The sequence below is a fragment of the Anaerovorax odorimutans genome (genome assembly GCF_024459955.1).
GTDB classification, from domain to species: Bacteria; Bacillota; Clostridia; order Peptostreptococcales; family Anaerovoracaceae; genus Hominibacterium; species Hominibacterium odorimutans_A.
Genome location: NZ_JANFXK010000002.1, coordinates 119588 through 141013, shown reverse-complemented (window position 1 = coordinate 141013; position 21426 = coordinate 119588). Strand labels below are relative to the sequence as shown.

Here is a 21426-nt window from a genome sequence, read left to right as displayed (position 1 = left end):
AAACATGCACAAAAACAGAATTTATTATACTTTGTACACGTTTTGGAGGAATGGGATGGAATATGCTGAAGCATACCTGCTGAATTTACTGGAAGAATATCAGAGATTGGAAAGGGAGCAGAAAAAAGAACTGGCCAAATTGCCGCCGGGACAGCTGGCGATACGACGGGAAAAAGGCAAGGTTAATTATATCCAGCTGTTGCCTGCTGATGATGTGGAAAGGGGCACAAATAAGCGGGTGCGCAGGGGAATTACGAAGAATGAAGATATGATCCGGGCCCTTGCCCGCAAAAAATATCTGCAGATATCTCTGGCCCTGCTTAAGAAAAACATACCTGCTTTAAAAAAGCTGGTTGATGTCCATAAAGCACCCACTCCAACAAACATTATAGCAGCCATGCCCAAGACCTGCGAAGGCCTATCAGCCGAAATGTTTCTTCCGGAAATAAGGGAGCGGAATCGTTGGGCTGATGCCGCTTTTGAGCAGGGCGTCAACAGGCCGGAAGAACGGAGGCACATCACAGTGAAGGGTCTGCGGGTGCGTTCAAAATCAGAGGTCATTATTGCCACAAACTGGATGCCTACGGAATTCCTTATCGTTACGAGCAGATGCTCTATATTGAAAACCAGACTTTCAGTCCGGACTTCACTATTTTACGCAATGGGGATCTGGTCTATTGGGAGCACTGCGGGCTGGTAAACGACCCCGCTTATATGAAACGCCATAAGTGGAAGCTTGCCATGTATGAGAAGGCCGGCATTGTGCCATGGAAAAACCTGATCGTCACTTACGACGATGAGAATGGCAATCTGGATGCCCGAATCATCGAAGCAGAGATTATCAATAAACTTTTGTAAGACAGAAGAGGCGAAAAAACGGGGGTATAGGTTCCCGCTGCAAAGCCTAAATATATAGAAAGGGAGTGTATGAATAGGGATTTTCGGAAAAAGATTTGCAGGAAAATGCCCGTTCATATAAAAAACTATGAAAATTGATGTATTGGTAGCTGAGATCGGCTCGACAACCACGGTCGTAAACGCATTTAAAGATATTGATACGGAAGAACCCGTATTTTGGGCTCAGGGGCAGGCGCCGACATCTGTGCTGGAAGGTGATGTGAGGATCGGACTGCAGGGGGCTATAGAAGATCTTTGCCGAAAAAAGGGAATTGATTCCCTGGAATACGATGAGATGCTGGCAACCTCTTCGGCGGCAGGCGGTCTTAAAATGACAGTCCACGGCCTGGTCTATGATATGACCGCCAGGGCTGCCAAGGAAGCGGCTCTGGGAGCAGGCGGTATCATCCATTATGTTACTGCCGGAAAACTGAGGAGAACAGACATTGCCAAGATAAAAGAAATCGCTCCCAATTTGATCCTGATTGCCGGCGGAGTCGACTACGGCGAGCGGGATACGGCCATTGAAAATGCAGAAATGATCCGCAGTATGGGCCTGAAAACGCCGGTTATTTACGCAGGAAACTGTGAAAATCAGGAAGAGATGAAGCTCATTTTTGACCAAGAGAGCGGACAGAAGCTGTACAACGTGGAAAACGTTTATCCGAAAATCGACGACCTGAATGTGGAACCCTGCCGCAAGGTTATTCAGGATGCTTTCGAGGAGCATATAACCGGTGCTCCCGGAATGGAGCACGTGAGAGATATGGTCAATGGGCCGATCATTCCTACCCCGGGAGCAGTTATGGAATGTACGAAGCTGCTTTATGACTGCATCGGAGATTTGATCGTTTTGGATGTGGGCGGCGCAACTACAGATCTGCATTCTGTAGCCACAGAATCCGATCAAGTGGCGCGAATCATGACCGCTCCGGAGCCCAAGGCCAAGCGGACTGTGGAAGGCGATCTGGGCGTATATGTCAACAGAATGAAAGTAATCGAATCCATTGGCGAGGAGAAATTCCGCGAGAAGTGCGGCAAAGCGGGCATTGATCCGGATAAAACTCTGGAAAGCTACGCGGCAATTCCAAAGAATGAGGATGAGATCAAACTGGTGGAGATTTTAGCAGAAGAAGCCGTTATGAAGGCGGTGGAAAGGCATGCCGGAAAGATCCGTTATATCTACGGGCCGTCGGGAAGGACCAGTGTGGCGGAAGGCAAAGATCTGACACAGGTCAAATATATTGTGGGTACCGGCGGAGCGCTTACCAGACTGCCCCATCGGGAAGAACTGATGAAGAAGATTGCCTTTTACGATGAGACGGGAATGCGGCTTTTTCCAACCCAGCATGCCGAAATTTTAGTAGATCATGATTATATTATGGCATCCCTTGGCGTCCTCTCTAAAAATCATAGAGAAGGAGCCAAAAAGCTGCTGGAAAAAAGTCTGGGCATAAAATTTCCGGAGCGAAGGGGGAGCATCGCCGGACTAAATGAAGCCATGGGTCAGAAAGAGAACGGACCTGCTGTCTTTGAGGAATTGAAAAGAGAGCAGGATGAGCAGGATTCTAAGAGGGAGGAACTGATTAAACACATTGAAGAGTGCGAGGCACAGGGATATGATATGAGCGCCTACAGAGAGGATCTGGGTCTGCCGGTACTGGAGAAAAAGGATCCGGAAAACCTGCGATCATAACTGTCGCACCTGCGGGAGATTAAGCCACAGGCAATGTAAAATATTTACAAAAATATTGACGAATGGGAAAAAATACCATATAATAATATTGGGATTGCTGTGGGCCCAGTGGCATTGTCGTCTTCAATAGGGTGAGGGCTTAGGCGGAAGGCGGTGATGATATGGTTACCTATTCAGAGCTATTTCAGTTTTGTTTAGTTATTCTTGGCGTCATAACTGTATGCGCCGCATATAGCGGGCTCAAAAAATAATTAGCCGCCTTTAAAAGACGGCTAAAAACCCAACGACTGCCGCTAAAACCCCTGCAGCAATCCATCTACCATTATTATAGCAAATATCTTTAAAAAGGCAAGAGTGCCCTTATAGACAAGTGGGATAATATATATAACATACATTCCGGCTGCGGGGAAATAGGAGGGAAACCATGTATCCAAGATTAATGATCGATATAAATAAGTTAAGGAGCAACCTGGAAGGGGTGGCCAGAATTACAAAAGAGCAGGGACGATGCAGCCTGATGATTGTAACCAAGGGCTTGTGTGCGGATAGGGAGATGGTAAAGCTGGTGTGCCAGCACCCGGCCGTAGATTTCGTCGCGGATTCCAGAATCCATAACCTGGAGACGTATGCCTGCAGGGCGAGGAAAGCAGGAAAACAGACTGTGCTTCTGCGGCTTCCTATGGCGTGCGAGATCGAAAAGGTCATCAAGTTCGCAGACATAAGCTTTAATTCTGAGGTGGCAACTTTGCGGCTGCTGAACGAAGAAGCGGCAAAACAGGAAAAAATTCATAAAGTCGTGTTGATGATCGATCTGGGCGATCTTCGCGAAGGAATTTTCTTTAAAAACGAAGAAGCTGTTCTAAATACCGTTTCTGAGATTCTTTCTATGAAAAATCTGGAGCTTTACGGAATCGCAGTGAATCTGACCTGTTATGGAGCGATAATTCCCAAGTACGACAATCTCTCCCAGCTCTGCGATTGGGCGGAAAAAATTGAAACCAAGTTTGAACTCAAACTGCAGATGGTTTCCGGCGGAAACTCTAGTTCCATCTACTTAATTGAAAAAGAAGAACTTCCGGAGGGAATCAACAACCTGCGATTGGGCGAGGCCTTTCTTCTGGGAAACGATACTGCTTACGGAACAAAGCTTCCCGGCGCCACCGATGACGCATTGATTTTGGAGGCGCAGATCATTGAGCTGAAGGAAAAACCATCGCTTCCAATTGGCGAGGTCGGCGTCGATGCCTTCGGGCAGAAACCATATTACGAGGACCGGGGTGTAATCAAAAGGGCGATTATTGCCATCGGCCAGCAGGATACGGATATCAGCAGTATGACGCCGCTGGACTCAGGTATCGATATTTTAGGCGCCAGCTCCGACCATATGATTCTGGACGTTTCCCAATCAGAGAAAAAATATGAGGTGGGTGATATTGTCAAGTTTAAAGTGGGATACGGAGCAATGCTGAAAACAGCCACCAGCGGCTATGTGGAGAAGGTATATTCTTAAAAACCGATTAACATTTCCTTCACTCCCTTGTCAAAAAACGTCGTCGGTCGTAGAATAAACGTATGCCAAGAACAACAGCGACGAGAAGGAAAACTGCGAAGAAACCCACAAGACGAAGGAAAAAAACAAATAAAAGAAAACTGGAAGAACGAAGAAAGTTTCTGCTGGTATTGATGTTTGTCATTCTGGCAATCATGAGCGTAGTGGTGCTTAGGTCCTGCTTTATGACGATTGATATATCCAAGCTGAATTACCCATCCTATATCAAGCAGGATTTCATCGATCAGGACGGACACTCCAGGACTGGGCGGGACATGAAACGGGTCAACGATATCGTGATCCACTACGTGGCCAATCCGGGGAGCAGCGCCAAGGCCAATCGGGACTTTTTCAACTCCAGCCAATCACGGGTCAGCGCTCATTTTGTGGTGGGCCTGAAAGGGGAAGTCATTCAGTGCGTTCCTCTGGACGAACAGTCCTCCGCATCCAATGACCGAAATCCTGATACCATTTCCATTGAAGTCTGCCATCCGGATGCCAGCGGCAAGTTCAACGACAAGACATACGGAGCCCTGATCAAGCTGACTGCCTGGCTGTGCGACGAATTCGGGCTGGATGAGAAAGACGTGATTCGTCACTACGATATTACAGGCAAGGACTGCCCCAAGTATTATGTGGAACACTCCGATGCCTGGAAGAAGCTGAAAAAAGATGTAAAGAAAGCTCTTTAAAAGATAAAGCTGCTCAGAGACGCTGGTTTTCCTGCACAGGATTCGAGGCGATCAGGAGCAGCTTTTTTTCTCTGCTCAGTTTCTTGATGGACGCTTCCCGGCGCAGGGCAGCAGACCTGTCCGGCAGATATTCGATGTATACAAGCTTCACAGGACCGCGTCCTCTGGTGTATTTGGCGCCTGCGCCGCTGTTATGAGCGGACAGCCGGTTTTCAATGTCCGTGGTCCATCCGGTATAAAGCGAACCGTCCCGGCATTCTAAAATATAGACACAACTTTGTTTCTCCATAATGTAAGATCCTTTCCGAATTCTATCATACAAAATTATTTCCCCATTGACAATGCATAGCTGAAAGCGATATGCTAAAAACTAAGCAAAGTAAAGAGAGGAAAGAGCAGTGAAACTATTAAAAGTAGATACAGTAAATGAAGCGCGTGAAAAACTATTAGCCGCGGCACGGAAGAAAAAGAAACAGATTGAATTTGTAAATCTGAATGAGGCTCTGGGACGTATTCTGGCCTCGGATCTTGTATCTCCGGAACCGATCCCGTCTTTCCGCAGGTCCACGGTGGACGGATACGCAGTCAAAGCGGTCAACACCCAGGGAGCCGGAGAGAGCATACCGGTTTTTTTAGATGTAATCGAAAGGATTGAGATCGGCACTCCGGCTATAAGAATGGTTCAGCCGGGCCAGTGCAGCTATGTGCCCACGGGCGGAATGATTCCCGAGGGGGCAGACGCAGTGGTGATGGTAGAATACTGCGAAGCTTTTGATGAAAAGAGTATCGCTGTCTATGATGCTGTTTCTCCGGGGCGTAACGTTGTCAGTATCGGGGAAGATATTCAGGAAGAAGCTCTGTTTCTGAAAAAGGGCACCAGACTGAGGCCGCAGGAGATCGGAGTGCTGGCGTCGGCGGGCGTCCATACGGTTCCGGTTTACAAGCCATGGAAAATCAGCATTATTTCCACAGGGGACGAGCTGGTGCCTGCGGATCAAAAGCCGATGCCGGGTCAGATAAGGGATATCAATACTTATGTGTTGGAGGCCATGAGCATCAAGTATGGGTTTGAGGTAGTGAGCAAACAGGTGCTGCGGGATGAGCGCTCTCTGCTGGAAGAAGCCGTAGCAGAGGCAATGAAAAGCTGTGATCTGGTAGTTGCTTCCGGCGGCAGTTCACAGGGAGAAAAGGATCATACTGCCGACGTGCTGGATCAGTTTGCCCAGCCAGGGGTCTTTACCCACGGAATTGCGCTGAAGCCTGGGAAACCGACGATACTGGGCTATGATGTGATTTCGGAAACAATCCTGATGGGACTTCCGGGACATCCGGCGGCGGCCATGATCGTATTCGAGCTGATGGCCGTATGGCTTCACAGGCAGCTGACTCACCAGCCGGAACCCAAATATACGACAGCCGCGATCCAAACCAATGTAGCCAGCGCTCCGGGCAGAGCAACCTGCCTGCTGGTAGAGCTGGAGGACAGTGAGGGCGGGTATATCGCAAAACCGATCTTCGGAAAATCAGGCCTGATGACCACTCTTTCCAGGGCACATGGATATACAATGATCGATACCAACAAAGAAGGATTAAAAGAAGGCGAAATCGTGCAGGTAGCACTTTTATAAATAACGCAGAAACAGGAGACGAAAGGAATTACAATGGCAAAGAGAAATCTTTATTTGGACATAAAGTCAGTGGACGAAGCGGCGGAGCTTTATCTGAGCGCACTGAAGAAAACACTGGACATTCAATATGAGACGATTCCGGTGGTTGAATCGCTGGAACGGGTAACAAGGAAAGCTACTTACGCAAAATATTGCTCACCCCTTTTCAACGCTTCGGCAATGGATGGCATAGCGGTTATTTCTTCAAGAACCGACGAAGCCAATGAAACCAATCCGGTGATTTTGAAGGAGGAAGAGGATTACCTGGTCGTAGATACCGGCGATCCCATTCATCCACCATATGACGCAGTGATCATGGCAGAAGATATAACCGAGGTTGAAGAAGGTGTCAAAATCTTCGCTTCCGCAGCGCCCTGGCAGCATGTGAGGCCCATCGGGGAGGATATCGTAGCGGGTGAAATGATTCTGCCCAGCAATCACAAGATCAGGCCGATCGATGTGGGCGTTCTGCTGTCGGCAGGCATCATTGACATTGAAGTGGTCAAAAAACCGGAAGTGGCCATTTTTCCTACGGGAACCGAAATCATCGAGCCTACGGAAACGCCTGCGGACGGCAGCATTATTGAGTCTAATTCCAGGATGTTTGAGAATATGGTAACAAGGGCAGGTGGTATTGCCCATCGTTTCCCGCCGATCATCGATGATTACGAACAGATCCGTAACCACGTCGCTGAGGCTGTCGGCCGCTACGATATGGTAATTATCAATGCCGGTTCCAGTGCGGGAACCGAGGACTATACCGTCCATGTACTCCGTGAACTGGGAGAGGTTCTGGTACACGGCGTTGCCATAAAACCGGGAAAGCCTGTGATTTTGGCAATGGTTAAGGGTAAACCGGTTGTTGGACTGCCGGGGTATCCGGTTTCTGCGTACATTGGATTTGAAAACTTTGTGGATCCGGTACTGGCTGAGATGTGTCAGACTCCGGTCAGAAAGAACCCGGTAGTTCAGGCGCATGTTTCCAAAAGACTGGTTTCCAGCCTCAAGCACAAGGAATATGTGCGGGTTAAGGTAGGCAAGGTGGGAGACAAGATGGTTGCCGCGCCTCTTGCCAGAGGAGCCGGTGCGGCCATGTCTTTGGTACGTGCCGACGGGTTCTGTGTGATTGAGCAGAACAGTGAAGGTGTGGAAGCCGGAGAGGCGGTTCAGGTGCAGCTTTACCGGGAACCGGAAGAAGTGGAAAACACGGTTGTAGTGATCGGAAGCCACGATTTGATTTTGGATGTGATGGCGGATATGATGCCGGAGAGTCATAAAGGAATGTTTGTTTCCAGCACTCACGTGGGGAGCATGGGCGGCCTGATGGCTTTGAAAAGGGGTGAAGCTCACTTGGCTCCGATTCACCTTCTGGATGAAACTTCGGGTGAATACAATATTGCCTATATTAAAAAGCTGTTCGGCGAAGGAAAAATTTCTCTGATCAAGGGCGTAGGCCGGACCCAGGGCATTTTGGTGAAGAAAGGCAATCCGCTGGGTATTAAAGGCATTGAAGATCTTAAAGACTGTCGCTATGTCAACCGGCAGCGGGGAGCGGGAACCAGAGTTTTGTTCGATTATAAGCTGAAACAGCTGGGAATCGAACCATCGTCGATTAACGGTTATGACCGTGAAGCTACTACCCATATGGCAGTAGCGGCAGCCGTGGGAAGCGACGGCGCCGATGCGGGCATGGGAATTCTTTCGGCAGCCAAAGCGATGGATTTGGATTTCGTTCCCATCGGGCCCGAAGAGTACGACTTCGCGATTCCGGAGCAGTATTTAAATTTGCCCCATATTCAAGCTTTCCTGGAAATCCTCAAAAGCGATGAGTTCCACCGCCGCCTCGATGAATTGGGAGGATATACCTACGAAAAAGCCGGGGAGATTGTCGCTATTTAAATGACGGAATATTGTTAAATTAGTATCAAAGCACAAATTAATTGTTTAAATTGCAAGAAAATGAACAACTTTGTTATTGTAGTGCTATCAGGTTGCTGAGTTAAGAAACTTGCTGTATTCCAGTTGAAATTTTGATGCGCTCCGAATATAATGACCTTGTCAGAAGAGATAATTTAAATTATCTTCACAATGATGAGGAAGAAAGGAGTGTTGAACCATGACATCAGTAAGAGTTGGCAGATTTAAAAACGACAATCCGGGAAATCCTTCTAATGTTATTTCTCACATGCTTCATGAGACAGAAAAGCAGATTGAAAAGATGACCGGACAAAAAGTGAAACTGATTGCAAAAGACGTGGAAGAATAAGCAATCTATGAAGTCTTATGGTATGGGCGTGTTTTAAACATAATGTTTTAAAAAAGAAATATGGTCCCAAAGCTTGTAAAATGATTAAGAAGCGATGAAAATCCGGCGGGTAAAACTGCCGGATTTTTTCTTATGGTCTGCGATCCGCGGTAACTTTTCGAAAAAATCTTGCGAAGTTACGCAAAGTTGTGGGTTTGCGGGCGCTTGAAATCGTAAAAAAATGCCCATTTGTGCTGCCAGTCGTTCTGAAGGCCGCAGGATCGTTGAAAAACGCGTAACTTTTCAAAAAAATTAGGAGAAGTTACCGGAATAGCTCTCTTGGTAAGGGTTCGCATCGTATACGATTCCTCCAGCGGACTGTAATCGCAGCCGTATTGCGCCTCAACACCCGAATATCAACAGATGCCTGCGGGAAACCGGATTTTGATAGTTTTGCAGTAATTCGGCAAAATGAAAACGGCAAAATGTAAAACAATCATATTCAATTGCGCTATTTTGATAGTATTTAGCAAGCTCTTGCCACGCTTTTTCCCAAAAGTATCATTTAACCTTAAAACAATTGTATATTTTGATACTACTCCTTATTTCCCAATGATAGTCCGGACAGAACTATCATTTTTTCTGTTTTTTCACAAGCCCTTGGATATTTCAAACGGCGGACAGAAAAATAGTGTGCAAAAAATGTCACATGTGTGTCAGCTCCTGTATTTTAAAAACCTGCCATATGAAAGCAATGTTACTGAAAGCTGCAAAAAAGATTTGACAAAATTTTACAAATTATATATAATAATAGAGTAATGCGACATAAAAAATGTAAATAGTTAAGAAAGGAGCAACAGATGAGTAAAGAAATACAGGAATTAAAAGGCATTACGATGCAGATACTTGAGAGTGTGCAGAGCCTTCATGTGAAGGTGGATCGGCTCGAAGAACGGGTTGGAGCACTGGAAGAACGAGTGGGTGCGCTTGAACAGCGAGTTGGAGCACTTGAGGAACGAGTCAGTGCACTGGAAGATCGGGTCAGCGCCCTTGAAGATCGAGTTGGTGCCCTTGAACAGAGAGTCACCAAGGTAGAGCGTAATCTTAGAGAACTGGACGCAGAACAGAAAAGGCGGTTTGACATGTTGGTCGTGGAGTTTAGCGCATCTATGGATGCCATGAACTGGCTCAGGGAACATAAGGTTGATAAGGAGGCTCTCAGGACAGCGGCTATGTAAGCAGCTTTTGAGGCAGAGCCTATCGCTGCTGCCGGGTGGAACCGGCAATCCCAAAGCGGCAAAACCTCTTTCTAAATGAAAGAATTTATTAAAAGCATCCTCTTTTAGGCAAACAAGGCAGTGCAAGCTGCGAATGGTTTGCTTTTTTTATAATATAGGAAATATCGAATGCGTGGCATATTCTATATTTCAAAAAAATCTACAATATGAAAATGAGCGCTATGCGCGAATAACTCACCGAAGGTGATTTTTTTATTGCTGGAAAATATCGTTTCTTCATACTGCCGGCAAAGTAAAATACAGGGTCCGTTCAGGAGCAGAGGGCTGCCCGTATTCGCTATCGGGCTTGCGTTTTCTGCAGTTTCCAATTCTCCGCAGGTAATATAACGCATCGCCAGAGATCATGGGAAGGCAGACTGCAAAGACGGTAAATTCACAAGAAAAAATCTTGGAAGATGTTGGTTTGACAACATACATTTGAATTTGAATCGGGTATAATCAAGACAAATAACAAAAGTGTAATAACAGGAATTTAATCACTAGAAAAAATCCTAAAAAGGAGAATACCGTCGAAAAACTAAGAAAAATGACTTGCTATGAAGAATCTTTTATAATAAAATACTAGTGTAGTCAGGAAAATATTGGACTGATTACACCAATTGAATAGAAACGATTCCGAACGTGAAAGCCTACGAGCAGGATGCTTATGGCTGAACGTCGATGGGTAACGCTGGAAACGGCTTTGCCTCCCGCATTTTGGAAAGGAATGGTGTATTAAAAATAAACCACTCTTTCTTGTATCAGGAAAGAGTTTTATTTTTATATACGTTCCTTATTTTATTGCCTCATGCTACTCGGCGCAGCCCGCAAAAGGTGCGTGGATCAAAGTGTCTTTCACGCAGCAAATACACGCTTTTGGAGCATCGTCCCACAAGTCCGCAGTGAAGCCAAAGGATCAAAACTGGTATAACCACCCCCTGTAAAGAGGATGATTATATAAATTATATTATTTTAATAGGAGGAACAAAAAGATGAATGTTACAAGAAGAAGTAACCAAAGAGTGATTGTCAGTATCGTAATGGCGCTGATGATCGCACTGAGCATGATGCCGGGATTGGCGTTTGCGGACACAGCACTATCGATTAATCCGGTGGGCACTGTTTATATGGGTGACAGTCCAGTACTGTCAGTGACGCCGGCTCCCGATAATGTGACATCACACATTGATTGGTCAAGTAGTAATGAGAGTGTGGCGACTATCAGCACTCATAATGGCAAAATTACTACTAAGGCTGCCGGAACGACAACTATTACAGCTACACTGAGAGAGGGTGCAAAACCTTCAGGCGGTGGTGGCGGTACGACTGGAGATTGTACCGGCGCAATTCTGGGCACTGCAACTTTAGACGTTACAATATTGCCTACTACGGCGTATGGTGCGCAGGGAATAGGTGGAAATACATTGACGATGCTTTCACCAAATAACATTACTGCAGGACAATTAAGTGGTGGTCAGTATCTAAACCGGATTAATAATACTCTAGCCGTTAATGAAGATGGATTCTATGAATTCAAATTCACCATGGGTGCAGGTATGAATAATTTTAATGAGCAGAACTTTATAACTCAGAATATGCCACTGATCAAAGTAACTCAAAATGGACGGGATATTGCTACTTTTGACGCAGAGACAATTGTATATGGGGGCTATGAAAATCCAAATATTATCATTGGTGTTGATTCATCAGTTCTTGCTACATCGGGAGAATATGTACTCGAATTTGGTGCGGATATCCATGGAAATAATGCAAGCAAAACATTAGGGGTGCCCGTTAAATTTATCTTTAATATTTAAAAAATACCGTTCTCCGGTAGAACCTTCTGCCGGAGAACGGTCAAACACTAAAAAGGATATGAAACAATGAAGCTAAAAATGTTTATAGCTATTCTAGTAATGGCTATGTTTTCCACTGCCATTCCTGTGGCGGTAAATGCACAGGGGACGGATGCTATGAAAGATGGTTTCTATGTTGGAACTACAACAAATGAACCATTACCTGATAAATATGAACTCAAATATGGAGAAAAATTAGAAAAGGTATGGGTCTATATTAATAACAAAAAGACAGCAGCAACGGATATTCCTGGCTTGAGGAGAAGTAACATAGAAGTTGTAGACATTCAAAAAAATGGAATGAGAGGGTTTACAATAACTCCCAAAGCTAATGGAAGCGTAATATTGGAATATAAATCAGATATCGAGAGCAGAGATTATAAAGGGATAACAAAAAAATTAGAAATTATTGTTACAGGATGTCCTACAGAAGCAGATCCAGATTTCAGAGCGTCATATGATACTGAACAAGGGACAAATGGAAAGATTTTTTTAAATGGTTACGATATTTATACTGCACCAAATAATGAAATATTCTATGAAAATTATATTACTAATCAGCTTGACACAAAAAATATCCTTTTGGACCTAGATATTTATAACTGGGGGAGGGTTGATGAACCTGGTGGCATGAACGATGCAAACAAAGATGAAAATGTAAGCAACTATGTATTGCCATATATCAAAGTAAAGGATTTGAAAGGCAATACAATAGCATCATCCAATAGGCAGGACTTTATTTTGGAGAGAAGTCAAATTAATGGAAATTCCTTAGTGAATACAAAAATTAGAATTAAACCAGGAGTATTAAAACCAGATACCCGGTATCAGCTGTGCTTTGCCCCTGATTTAAGACTGTATAAGGGAGGAGATCCCATAAATAAAGATGTAGTTTTCAACTTTAAAACTGCTCCGTTTATGTATGCTACAGGTTTAACGATCGATAAAAAGGACATGTCTCTGGATGTCAATCAAAAAGCAAAGCTATCTGCCAATGTTGTTCCGGCGAATGCCGATGACTATGAATGTACATGGGCATCATCCGACCCAAGGATTGTAAAAGTGGATCAGGAAGGGAATATTACAGCGATTAAAGCGGGTACTGCTCTAATTAAAGCGTCAAATGCCAATGGTAAAAGTGCATCCTGCAAAATAACTGTGAATCCTGTGCCTGTAAAAAAAGTACAGGGCTTGACGGCAAAAGGAATTTCAAATAATAAAATTAAGCTTAAATGGAAACAGATGGGCGGCGTATCGGAATATACCGTATACTCATCTACGAAGAAAACCGGTAAATACAAAAAAGTCAAAGCACTAAAAGGTAATTCGTGTACTATTTCTAAACTAAAATTGGGAAAGCGGTATTATTATAAAGTGGTAGCAACAAAAACCGTAAATGGGACCAAATATAATAGTGCAATGTCCAATGTCGTGTCCGCTACACCATGCTTAGAGAAAACTGTTTTACGTATAAAATCGAACAAGAAGAAAGTGTATCTCCGATGGCAAAAGACTTCGGGTTCCGAAAAATACCAGATATACAAAAGTTCAAAAAGAAATGGTGGGTATTACAAATTACGAGAAACAACGAGACTGAAATATACGGATAAAAAGGTCAAGAACAAAAAAACTTACTATTATAAGGCCAGATCTTATAAACGTTTGGGTGGAAAAAGACTATATAGTAAATTCACAACACCAATTAAGGTAAAAGTAAAATAATAATTAAGTATCTGTTAGAAAGTATGCGGCTAATGCCGGCATACTTTCTAATGTATCTCGGAGAATGTAGTATGAGAAAAAATTTTAGACTTGTAAAAAGTAGAATAATCACATTTTTAATTGTCGTGGCAGTGATGATGGCGGTGTTTCCGTTAGAAGATAGTCATGCCTATACCAAAGAGTATGGATATCAGGGAAAAGAAGGAATGATTCAAATCCCAGGCAAGGGGGACAAAGAACCTAATGCGATTAAGCTACTGGACTTTGAGGAAAATGAAATTACTGTAGAAAAGACTCCGGACGAAGACGGCTATTTTTTAAATATCATAGAGCCAGAGTTGGATGGAAGTGAGACAATGGAATTTGCTTTTTCAATGACCGCGGGAATGAATCATCCGTTTAATGATGAGGGAATATTAAACTTTGAAGTAAACTGTCTAGCCGGGAAAAATGCGGACGGAAGTGTGCGTAATTCGATGGTCAACATTTATAAAAAAACAGAAATGTATACAGGCAACTGGAATGAGGATGAAACCAAGCAGGCACAAGGACAACTAACTGTTAATTATGATTCGACAAAGACATATCAAAATCCTACTAATAATGATAGAAAAGGAAGAATTACATTGTGCTTAGAGGCTGATACTTTGGAATCGGGCACCTATATTCTTGAGTTCGGGAAAAATGTTTGCGGAAATGAAACTTCAAAAATTTTAGGCGTTCCGGTGGCATTCGAATTTACAGTTCTAGGGACTCAGGGCTTAGCTGATATGATTGCAACTGCTGAAGCTCTATACTCTCAGGTATCTGATCCTGCTAACCAGGGAACTGAAGACGGGAAGTATAACGTGAGCGCAGAAGATATTAAAGACTTGGGCGATGCCATAGCAAAAGCAAAAGCAGCCGGAACAGAAAACGAGATAATTCAGGCATCACAAACATTAAAAGCCGGAATAGAAAAAATTGAAAAGACAAGAGTGATTACACTTACTGGTGCTATCACCGGCCTGGAGCAAAATGCCTCAGTAACAGTAGGCGGTACGGGGACTTTGAAAGGTATTGTATCGATAACAACAGACCATGCAGACAACTTGATTTATAAAAAAGTCAAATGGCAGGCTGCAACAAAAAATATTTCTGTTGATGAAAAGTCAGGAGCTTGGAGCGCCAATTCAGCAGGAACAGCTGAGATTCAATTAGTGTCGGCATTTAATGAAAAGATTCTTGAGACAATAAAATTTACTGTGAAGGATGAGAAGGATGGTGTGACAGCCCTTTATATACCTTCTGATGAGACTTTGGAAAATATCCTAAATAATGCGGGTAAAAATGAAACAGAGCTATCCAAACTAAAAGTAATAACAGCAAAAAATAAACAACTTTCGAGCAGCGACTTAACTACGATTCATGATAAAGGGATGAATAGTTTAAATGAACTGGATTTGACTGCTGCCAGCTTTGCATTAATAGAGTCTGGTCAAAAAAATGAAAAGGGTAAAGATATTATGGTGGAAGGAATTCCAGATAATACTTTTGCCAATATGAAGAAACTGGAGATAGTTAAATTGCCGGAAACTTTGGGTGTAATCGGTATCGGAGCTTTTAAAAACTGTACCAGCCTGAAAGATATTTATATTCCGGCAGCCATAAAGCAAATAAAAACACAAAGCTTTTTGGCGTGCAGGTCCTTAAAGTCCTTAGTCTTGTACTGTGTATCTCCTCCTGAGGTAGCAACGACTTTTGATGACCCCTTTGCCGAAGCAGGTCTTGAAAGCATTAGAGTGCTACCGGGATGCTCAAATATTTATAAAAAGGATAGTTATTGGAAAAAATTTGGGGGCAATATTACAGAAGAACCTTATGATGAGTTGTCAATTACAGTTTCGGAAAGCGGTTCTTTAAAAAAAGAAGCAGAAGAAAAACTGGAGGGAATGGATTCCAAAGAAATTGACTTGCTAAAAATTAAAACGGTTGGAAATGTAATGCTTAACTATCAAGAAGATATTCAATATTTACAAAACCACTTTCTTAATGCAACCGAAATTGATTTGTCAAAAGCAAAGCTTGAGGATGATGGAGAAGGCGGCAGCAAATTAAAAGGAGAAATCTTTAAAGATCGAATAAATCTAAAATCAATTAAACTTCCGGAAGATTCTGTAGGAATAGCAAGAAATTCATTTGCAGGTTGTTGTAACTTAGGGCAAGTGGTAATTCCCGCTACAGTAGATAAAATTGGGGATGGAGCTTTTTATGGATGTGATTCATTATACCGTTTAATTATCGATAGAAGGACGCCGCCCAGTTATGATGGCAGCTTAGGTGGAATTAATTTAAAAACCATCATCGTACCCCCGGGCAGTGAAAGCGCATATAGAAAAGCAACTGGCTGGAATACCTACAACATTATATCCCAGGTAGCCCTCTCCCTCAGCACCAGAGCTATAACCCTGGAAGCGCCGGCAAAGAGCAGCCTCACCGCGAACGTAACCGTATATAATAACAACAACGATACGGTCACCTGGGAATCCAGCAATACAAGAGTTGCGGCAGTCAGCCCTGAACGTGGGAAAACGACCACTGTCACCGCAGTCAAACCGGGGACAGCAACGATTACAGCCAAAGCCGCAAACGGATATGTCACCGCCACCTGCACCGTCACCGTCAAAGCCGTAGCGGCGCCGACTGCCAGAGCGGCCTCCGCCGGCTACAACAAAACCAAAGTGACATGGAGCGGCATCAGTGGCGCCGCAGGCTATGAGGTCTACCGAGCCACCAAAAGCAACGGCTCCTACAGCAAATTGCGCACCCTGTCGGCGTCCTCCCGCAGCTACACCGACACCGGCAGAACCACCGGAACCACGTATTACTACAAAGTTCGGGCCTATAAAACCATAAGCGGCACCAGATATCTGGGCGACTACTCGCCCGTTGCCAGTGCCAAACCGACTCTGGCCAAAGTGACCAAAGTAAAAGCGCGGAGGGGCGGTTCCCAAAAGATAAAAGTCACCTGGAAGAGAACCACCGGAGCCAGCGGCTACACCGTTTACCGATCCCTGAAAAAGAACAAAAGCTACAAAGCCGTGAAAACGATTAAAAAGGCCAAGACGGTCAAGTACACCACAGGAAAACTGAAAAAAGGTAAACGCTACTACTTCAAAGTGCGGGCTTATCGAAAAGTAAAGGGCAAAAAGGTATACGGAGCCTATTCGACAGTTGCGTCCTATAAAGCAAGATAAAGGCCGCGTCCTGCATAACTCTATAAAATCTAAAACGGATCGGGGTCGGGCCTTTGGCTGGGCTCCGGCCCGTTTTAAGTAAAACCGTGACGACCTCCGACTTCACCCGGCCAGCATACCCATATAAAAACAAAGAATTTTCCTCTATTTTATAACAAACTTATGGGTTTCAGGAGGTTGGGAAGAGAGGAAATGCGGATATAAGCAGACTTTGCTTCTTCCGGTCGCTGCAAACGGCATAAAAAAATATAAAATTGGCACAAAAGAACGAGTTTTATATAAAAAGACAAAATCAGGCTTTTTAACACCCCGAATACCCTGAACACTCCGAACACCCCGGCTGGCAGGCAATGGAAACTGCCATATAAGATTGAAACAGGCGCTACCTTCCGCAGCGAGCCGGCCCATAGTATAAATCCTCACAAACCACCTGCACCCCGCCTGTCAGCAGCCGCTCAAAAGGCCAGATAGGCGGTAGTCACGGGGTATGGAAATGTGATATACTATATCGGAATGCGGTTTGGTAACCAACGCCCGATTTTAGAGAAAAGCTACGCGCTTTTCAACGCTTCTGCGGCACAGAAACAAGCCGCAGCACAAATTTTCATTTTTAACGGTTTCATACCCCGTCAAAGCCACAACTTTGCGTAACCCGATGCCGATTTAAAGAAAAAGTTACCGCGGCGCCCGGCCGCGAACCGTGCAGCCATCGCAGGCAAGCCACGCGCTCTAAGAAAAGGAACAAATAAGCTATGAAATTATACATTTGTGTAGATGATACAGACGACCTGACCAAAAGCACCAGCACCGGCAAGATTTCCGATCTGATCGCCCGCAGGCTGGAAGAATTGGGCGGTGTGCTGGAAAAGGGAATTACCCGCCACCAGCTGCTGCTCCATGAAGACATCGAATACACCTCCCACAACAGCTCCATGTGCATGGTAATGGATATGGAGAATATTGAAATGGAGAAAATAAAGACGGCGGCAGAGGAGATCCTCAAAGCCAACATGGCTGAGACTTCAGATCCGGGGCTCTGTTTTTGCCGGCTGGATCAGCTCAAAGAACCGGACAGGCTCATTGCCTACGGCAAGCGGGCGCAGAAAGAAGTAATTCAAAAACAGGAGGCCTATGATCTGGCGGATCAGATCGGCGGCACGATCCTGGAAGAATACGGAGGCACCGGAATCGGAGTCATCGGAGCGCTGGCAGGAGTCGGACTGCGGCTTTCCGGCTGCGACGGGACTTTCCGAGGGGGAAAGGGCAGCAAGTACGCAGGGCAGACCTATTCAGCAGCTCAGTGGAAAACCATGATGGGCATTGAGCAGGTTTTGGATTTTCAGGGCAGAGAGCTGGCGGACACAGAAACCGTTTCTGTGGACAAGCAGCTGAAACTGGCCATGCTGGACCACAAAAAGACCCTCATTGCAGAACTGTGGGATGGGGCCTACATAGCCTGCACCAAGAAGGACCTCTACCAGGGAGATAAACGGATCAGCACCTGGACCACTTCCTGTGAAAACTTTCAGGCGGACAACGATGCCGAAGAGTGTTACAGCGAAAGCGAAAATGCCTGCTACAACTGCCTTTACAGAAGATGGACCGCAAACGGGTTCATCTGCGTGAAATAAAACCTAAGCGGAAATGTGAAAGAAAACCGGAGAGTGAACCGTGACCCAGGAACATAGAACACACAACTGGATAAAGGCGGCAGTTCTCATCGCGCTCCCGCTGATCTTCTTCATCGGAACCATTTGCGTCGGAAGATACAGCATCAGCATAGAGGCTGTTTTCAAAAGTTTTTGGACAGCCCTTACAGGGGCGGATCTGGGGATTGATGAAAAGACTTTCACCGTAGTCATGGAAATCCGTTTTCAGCGGGGGATTCAGGGGCTGCTGGTGGGGGCCTCCCTGGCAGCGAGCGGAGCCTGTTTTCAGAGCCTTTTCCGCAACCCACTGGTTTCAAGCGGGATGCTGGGAGTCTCCAACGGGGCCGGATTCGGGGCAGCACTGTCGATCCTGCTCTTTAACAGCATGGTCATGACATCCGTTTTTTCCTTTGGCTTCGGCATTTTAGCTGTGATTCTTGCCTATCTGGTGGGCAAAGTCAGCGGAGGAACCCCGACCATTACCCTGGTGCTGGGAGGCACGATCATTCAGTCCATTTTTTCAGCCCTGCTTTCCCTGCTCAAATATGTGGCGGACCCTTACAGCGAACTTCCGGCCATTACCTTCTGGCTCATGGGGAGTCTAGCGTCTACAAAGTCCACGGAACTGCTTTTTTCAGCCATTCCAATGCTCGTTGGCATCATGGGAATGCTCCTGTTCCGCTGGCGGCTCAACGTCCTCTCCATGGGAGACCGTGAGGCTAAGACGCTGGGCCTCAACGTAGGACTGAACAAAGGGATTATCGTCGGTTTTGCGACTTTGGCTACGGCGGGCGCGGTCTGCATCAGCGGAGTGATCGGCTGGGTGGGGCTGGTGGTGCCGCATATGTGCAGAATGGTCATCGGCAGCGACAACAAATGGCTGATTCCGGCCAGCATTTCCATCGGCGCCTGTTTTACCGTTTTCGTCGATACCCTCTGCCGGACCATCAGCGGAGCGGAGATCCCTCTGGGCATCGTTACGGCCATTGTGGGAGGGCCGTTCTTCATCTACCTGCTGAAAAAGACAAAAGGAAAGAACTGGTGATGCCATGGCGCTTATAGAAATAAAAGACGCTGCTTTCAGCTATGACGGAAAGCGAACGATATTTGAACATATTAATTTCCGGGTAGAAGAAGGAGAAATTTTCTGCATCATCGGTCCCAACGGATGCGGTAAATCGACGCTGATCGACTGCGTGCTGGGACTGAACAAGCTGAAAAACGGCCAGATCCTGATCGGAGGAAGGCCGATGGAAAGCTTCAAGCCAAGGGAACTGGCCGAGCATGTGGCATATGTCCCCCAGGGGCATAAGACCACTTTTGCTTACACAGTGCTGGATGTGGTGACCATGGGAAGAACCTATGCGGCCAGAATGTTTGCGCCTCCCGGTGAGAAGGAAAGGGAAATTGCCCGCGACGCCTTAAAGCAGGTTGGCCTGGAAGGCTTCGAAGAACGGGAATACACCAAGCTTTCCGGCGGCGAGCTGCAGCTGGTGATCATCGCCCGGGCCATTGCCCAGCAGTCCCGGTTGTTGATTATGGATGAACCCACCGCTCACCTGGATTTCACCCACGAGCTTACGGTCATGGAAATTATAGCCCGTCTGGTGCGGGATAAAAAAATTTCCATCATTATGGCGACCCACTTCCTCAACCAGGCGTATTACCTGGAAAACGCAGGGGTCAATACAAAGGTAGCCCTCGTCAACGACGGGAATTTTGCCCAGGTGGGAACACCGTCCCAGGTGCTCAATACGGAGAATTTGGAAAGAACCTTCAACATTATCACCGAGATCGTCAGCAACGGAAGCGGCGAGCGCAAATACATTCTTCCGCTGCGAAACAAGAGGTAACTTATGAAAAAAAAGATCGTCAGCATTGTTATTGTTTTAGTCGTGCTTTTTACCGCCGCAGCCTGCGACAGCGATACGGAAGCTTCCTCAGGGAAGACAAAGACCATCACCGACTGCGCGGGCAGGACGGTGGAGATTCCCGAAAACCCGCAGAAGGTGGCCTGCCTATACGCCAGCACAGCCCACATGATGGCCATGCTCGACGAAGGCGATAAGATTGTCGGTGCGCCCAACGGCGTAAAGTCCGATGTGCTGATGCAGATGAAATATCCTGAAATCGCAGAGACGGCGACGCCCTATCAGGAAGGCTCCATCAACGCCGAGGAATTGCTGCGGATCGAAGCCGACCTGGCGCTGATCCGCTATTCAACTGCTGCCAATAAGGGAGAAGTGGAAAAGCTGGAAAAACTGAAAATCCCTTATGCGGTAGTGGATTATACAACCATGGAAGAGCTGGAGAAATCCATCGAAGTGATGGGAAGCATCTTTGGAAAAGAAAAACAGGCGCAGCAATATATTCAGTTCAGCAAGGATACCATCGACATGGTAAAAGAGCGATTAGGCGATATTCCAAAGGAAAAGTGGCCTTCCGCCTATCATTCCGTAAATGAAGCGATCCGCACGGACGGGGAAGGAGATATCTGCGGCGAGATCCTGAATCTGGCGGCAGTAAAGGATATTTCCATTGAAAAGGGAGTAAAGATGGGCGGCGATAAAACGTACACCACTCTGGAGGAAATCTACAGCTGGGATCCGGACGCCTTCATTGCCAACGAAGCTTCCGTAACAGACTACATCCTTTCCGACTCCAAGTGGAAGGGCCTTACGGCAGTGAGAAAAGGGAAAGCTTACACCCTGCCGGTGGGAGCCACCAGATGGTGCCATCCGGGCTCCATGGAGGCCCATATGGGAGTGCTTGCGGCAGCAAGGCTGTTTTACCCTGAAAAATTCAGGGATCTGGATATGGAAGCCTACACGGCTGATTATTATGAAACCTATTTTGATTTAGATCTGGATGATCGGACGGTTGCAAGAATTCTTTCCGGCGAAGGGATGCGCATGTCCAATTCGCCGAACAATTAGAGGA

The 21426-nt window shown here is 45.8% G+C and carries 16 protein-coding genes and 1 riboswitch; of the genes, 15 read left to right on the top strand and 1 reads right to left on the bottom strand.

Annotated features, from left to right (window positions below):
* Window positions 1–55: 55 nt before the first annotated feature.
* The 4 genes from NE619_RS02860 (at window position 56) to NE619_RS02845 (ending at window position 4834) form a co-directional block, all read left to right on the top strand.
* Complete coding sequence (locus NE619_RS02860) at window positions 56–700, top strand: hypothetical protein (protein WP_256130853.1); 645 nt, start codon at window positions 56–58, stop codon at window positions 698–700.
* A 285-nt stretch (window positions 701–985) separates the two neighbouring features.
* The gene (locus NE619_RS02855) at window positions 986–2593 is read left to right on the top strand and encodes a GlmL-related ornithine degradation protein (RefSeq protein WP_256130852.1); all 1608 of its coding nucleotides are present in this window, start codon (window positions 986–988) and stop codon (window positions 2591–2593) included.
* Between the two features lie 424 nt (window positions 2594–3017).
* A complete protein-coding gene (orr, locus tag NE619_RS02850) occupies window positions 3018–4103 on the top strand; it encodes an ornithine racemase Orr (RefSeq protein WP_256130851.1) in 1086 nt (361 codons plus the stop codon).
* Between the two features lie 62 nt (window positions 4104–4165).
* Window positions 4166–4834, top strand: coding sequence for an N-acetylmuramoyl-L-alanine amidase family protein (locus tag NE619_RS02845; RefSeq protein ID WP_256130850.1), 669 nt, complete (start codon window positions 4166–4168; stop codon window positions 4832–4834).
* A 13-nt stretch (window positions 4835–4847) separates the two neighbouring features.
* Here NE619_RS02845 and NE619_RS02840 read toward each other — a convergent pair whose 3' ends face one another.
* Window positions 4848–5123 carry a GIY-YIG nuclease family protein gene (locus tag NE619_RS02840; protein WP_256130849.1) on the bottom strand — a complete coding sequence of 92 codons (276 nt, stop codon included), beginning with the start codon at window positions 5121–5123 and terminating at the stop codon, window positions 4848–4850.
* A gap of 109 nt (window positions 5124–5232) precedes the next feature.
* Here NE619_RS02840 and glp point away from each other — a divergent pair, with 109 nt between their 5' ends.
* From glp to NE619_RS02785, 11 genes are all read left to right on the top strand, one after another.
* Window positions 5233–6462, top strand: coding sequence for a gephyrin-like molybdotransferase Glp (gene glp / locus NE619_RS02835; protein WP_256130848.1), 1230 nt, complete (start codon window positions 5233–5235; stop codon window positions 6460–6462).
* 33 nt (window positions 6463–6495) lie between these two features.
* Window positions 6496–8400 carry a molybdopterin biosynthesis protein gene (locus NE619_RS02830; protein ID WP_256130847.1) on the top strand — a complete coding sequence of 635 codons (1905 nt, stop codon included), beginning with the start codon at window positions 6496–6498 and terminating at the stop codon, window positions 8398–8400.
* A gap of 217 nt (window positions 8401–8617) precedes the next feature.
* Window positions 8618–8767, top strand: a complete 150-nt coding sequence (locus NE619_RS02825; RefSeq protein ID WP_256130846.1) for a hypothetical protein — start codon at window positions 8618–8620, stop codon at window positions 8765–8767.
* Window positions 8768–9606: 839 nt separating this feature from the next.
* Window positions 9607–9984, top strand: coding sequence for a DUF4988 domain-containing protein (locus NE619_RS02820; RefSeq protein ID WP_256130845.1), 378 nt, complete (start codon window positions 9607–9609; stop codon window positions 9982–9984).
* Window positions 9985–10646: 662 nt separating this feature from the next.
* Window positions 10647–10767, top strand: a riboswitch (molybdenum cofactor riboswitch).
* A gap of 248 nt (window positions 10768–11015) precedes the next feature.
* The gene (locus NE619_RS02815; RefSeq protein WP_256130844.1) at window positions 11016–11840 is read left to right on the top strand and encodes an Ig-like domain-containing protein; all 825 of its coding nucleotides are present in this window, start codon (window positions 11016–11018) and stop codon (window positions 11838–11840) included.
* A 66-nt stretch (window positions 11841–11906) separates the two neighbouring features.
* Window positions 11907–13601, top strand: a complete 1695-nt coding sequence (locus tag NE619_RS02810; RefSeq protein ID WP_256130843.1) for a fibronectin type III domain-containing protein — start codon at window positions 11907–11909, stop codon at window positions 13599–13601.
* Window positions 13602–13672: 71 nt separating this feature from the next.
* Window positions 13673–16837, top strand: coding sequence for a leucine-rich repeat protein (locus tag NE619_RS02805; protein WP_256130842.1), 3165 nt, complete (start codon window positions 13673–13675; stop codon window positions 16835–16837).
* Between the two features lie 752 nt (window positions 16838–17589).
* Complete coding sequence (locus tag NE619_RS02800) at window positions 17590–18468, top strand: hypothetical protein (protein WP_256130841.1); 879 nt, start codon at window positions 17590–17592, stop codon at window positions 18466–18468.
* Between the two features lie 40 nt (window positions 18469–18508).
* Window positions 18509–19531 (top strand): FecCD family ABC transporter permease, encoded by a 1023-nt coding sequence (locus NE619_RS02795; protein ID WP_256130840.1) that lies wholly within the window; start codon window positions 18509–18511, stop codon window positions 19529–19531.
* A gap of 4 nt (window positions 19532–19535) precedes the next feature.
* Complete coding sequence (locus NE619_RS02790) at window positions 19536–20339, top strand: ABC transporter ATP-binding protein (RefSeq protein WP_256130839.1); 804 nt, start codon at window positions 19536–19538, stop codon at window positions 20337–20339.
* Window positions 20340–20342: 3 nt separating this feature from the next.
* Window positions 20343–21422, top strand: a complete 1080-nt coding sequence (locus tag NE619_RS02785) for an ABC transporter substrate-binding protein (RefSeq protein WP_256130838.1) — start codon at window positions 20343–20345, stop codon at window positions 21420–21422.
* The last annotated feature ends 4 nt before the right edge of the window (window positions 21423–21426 follow it).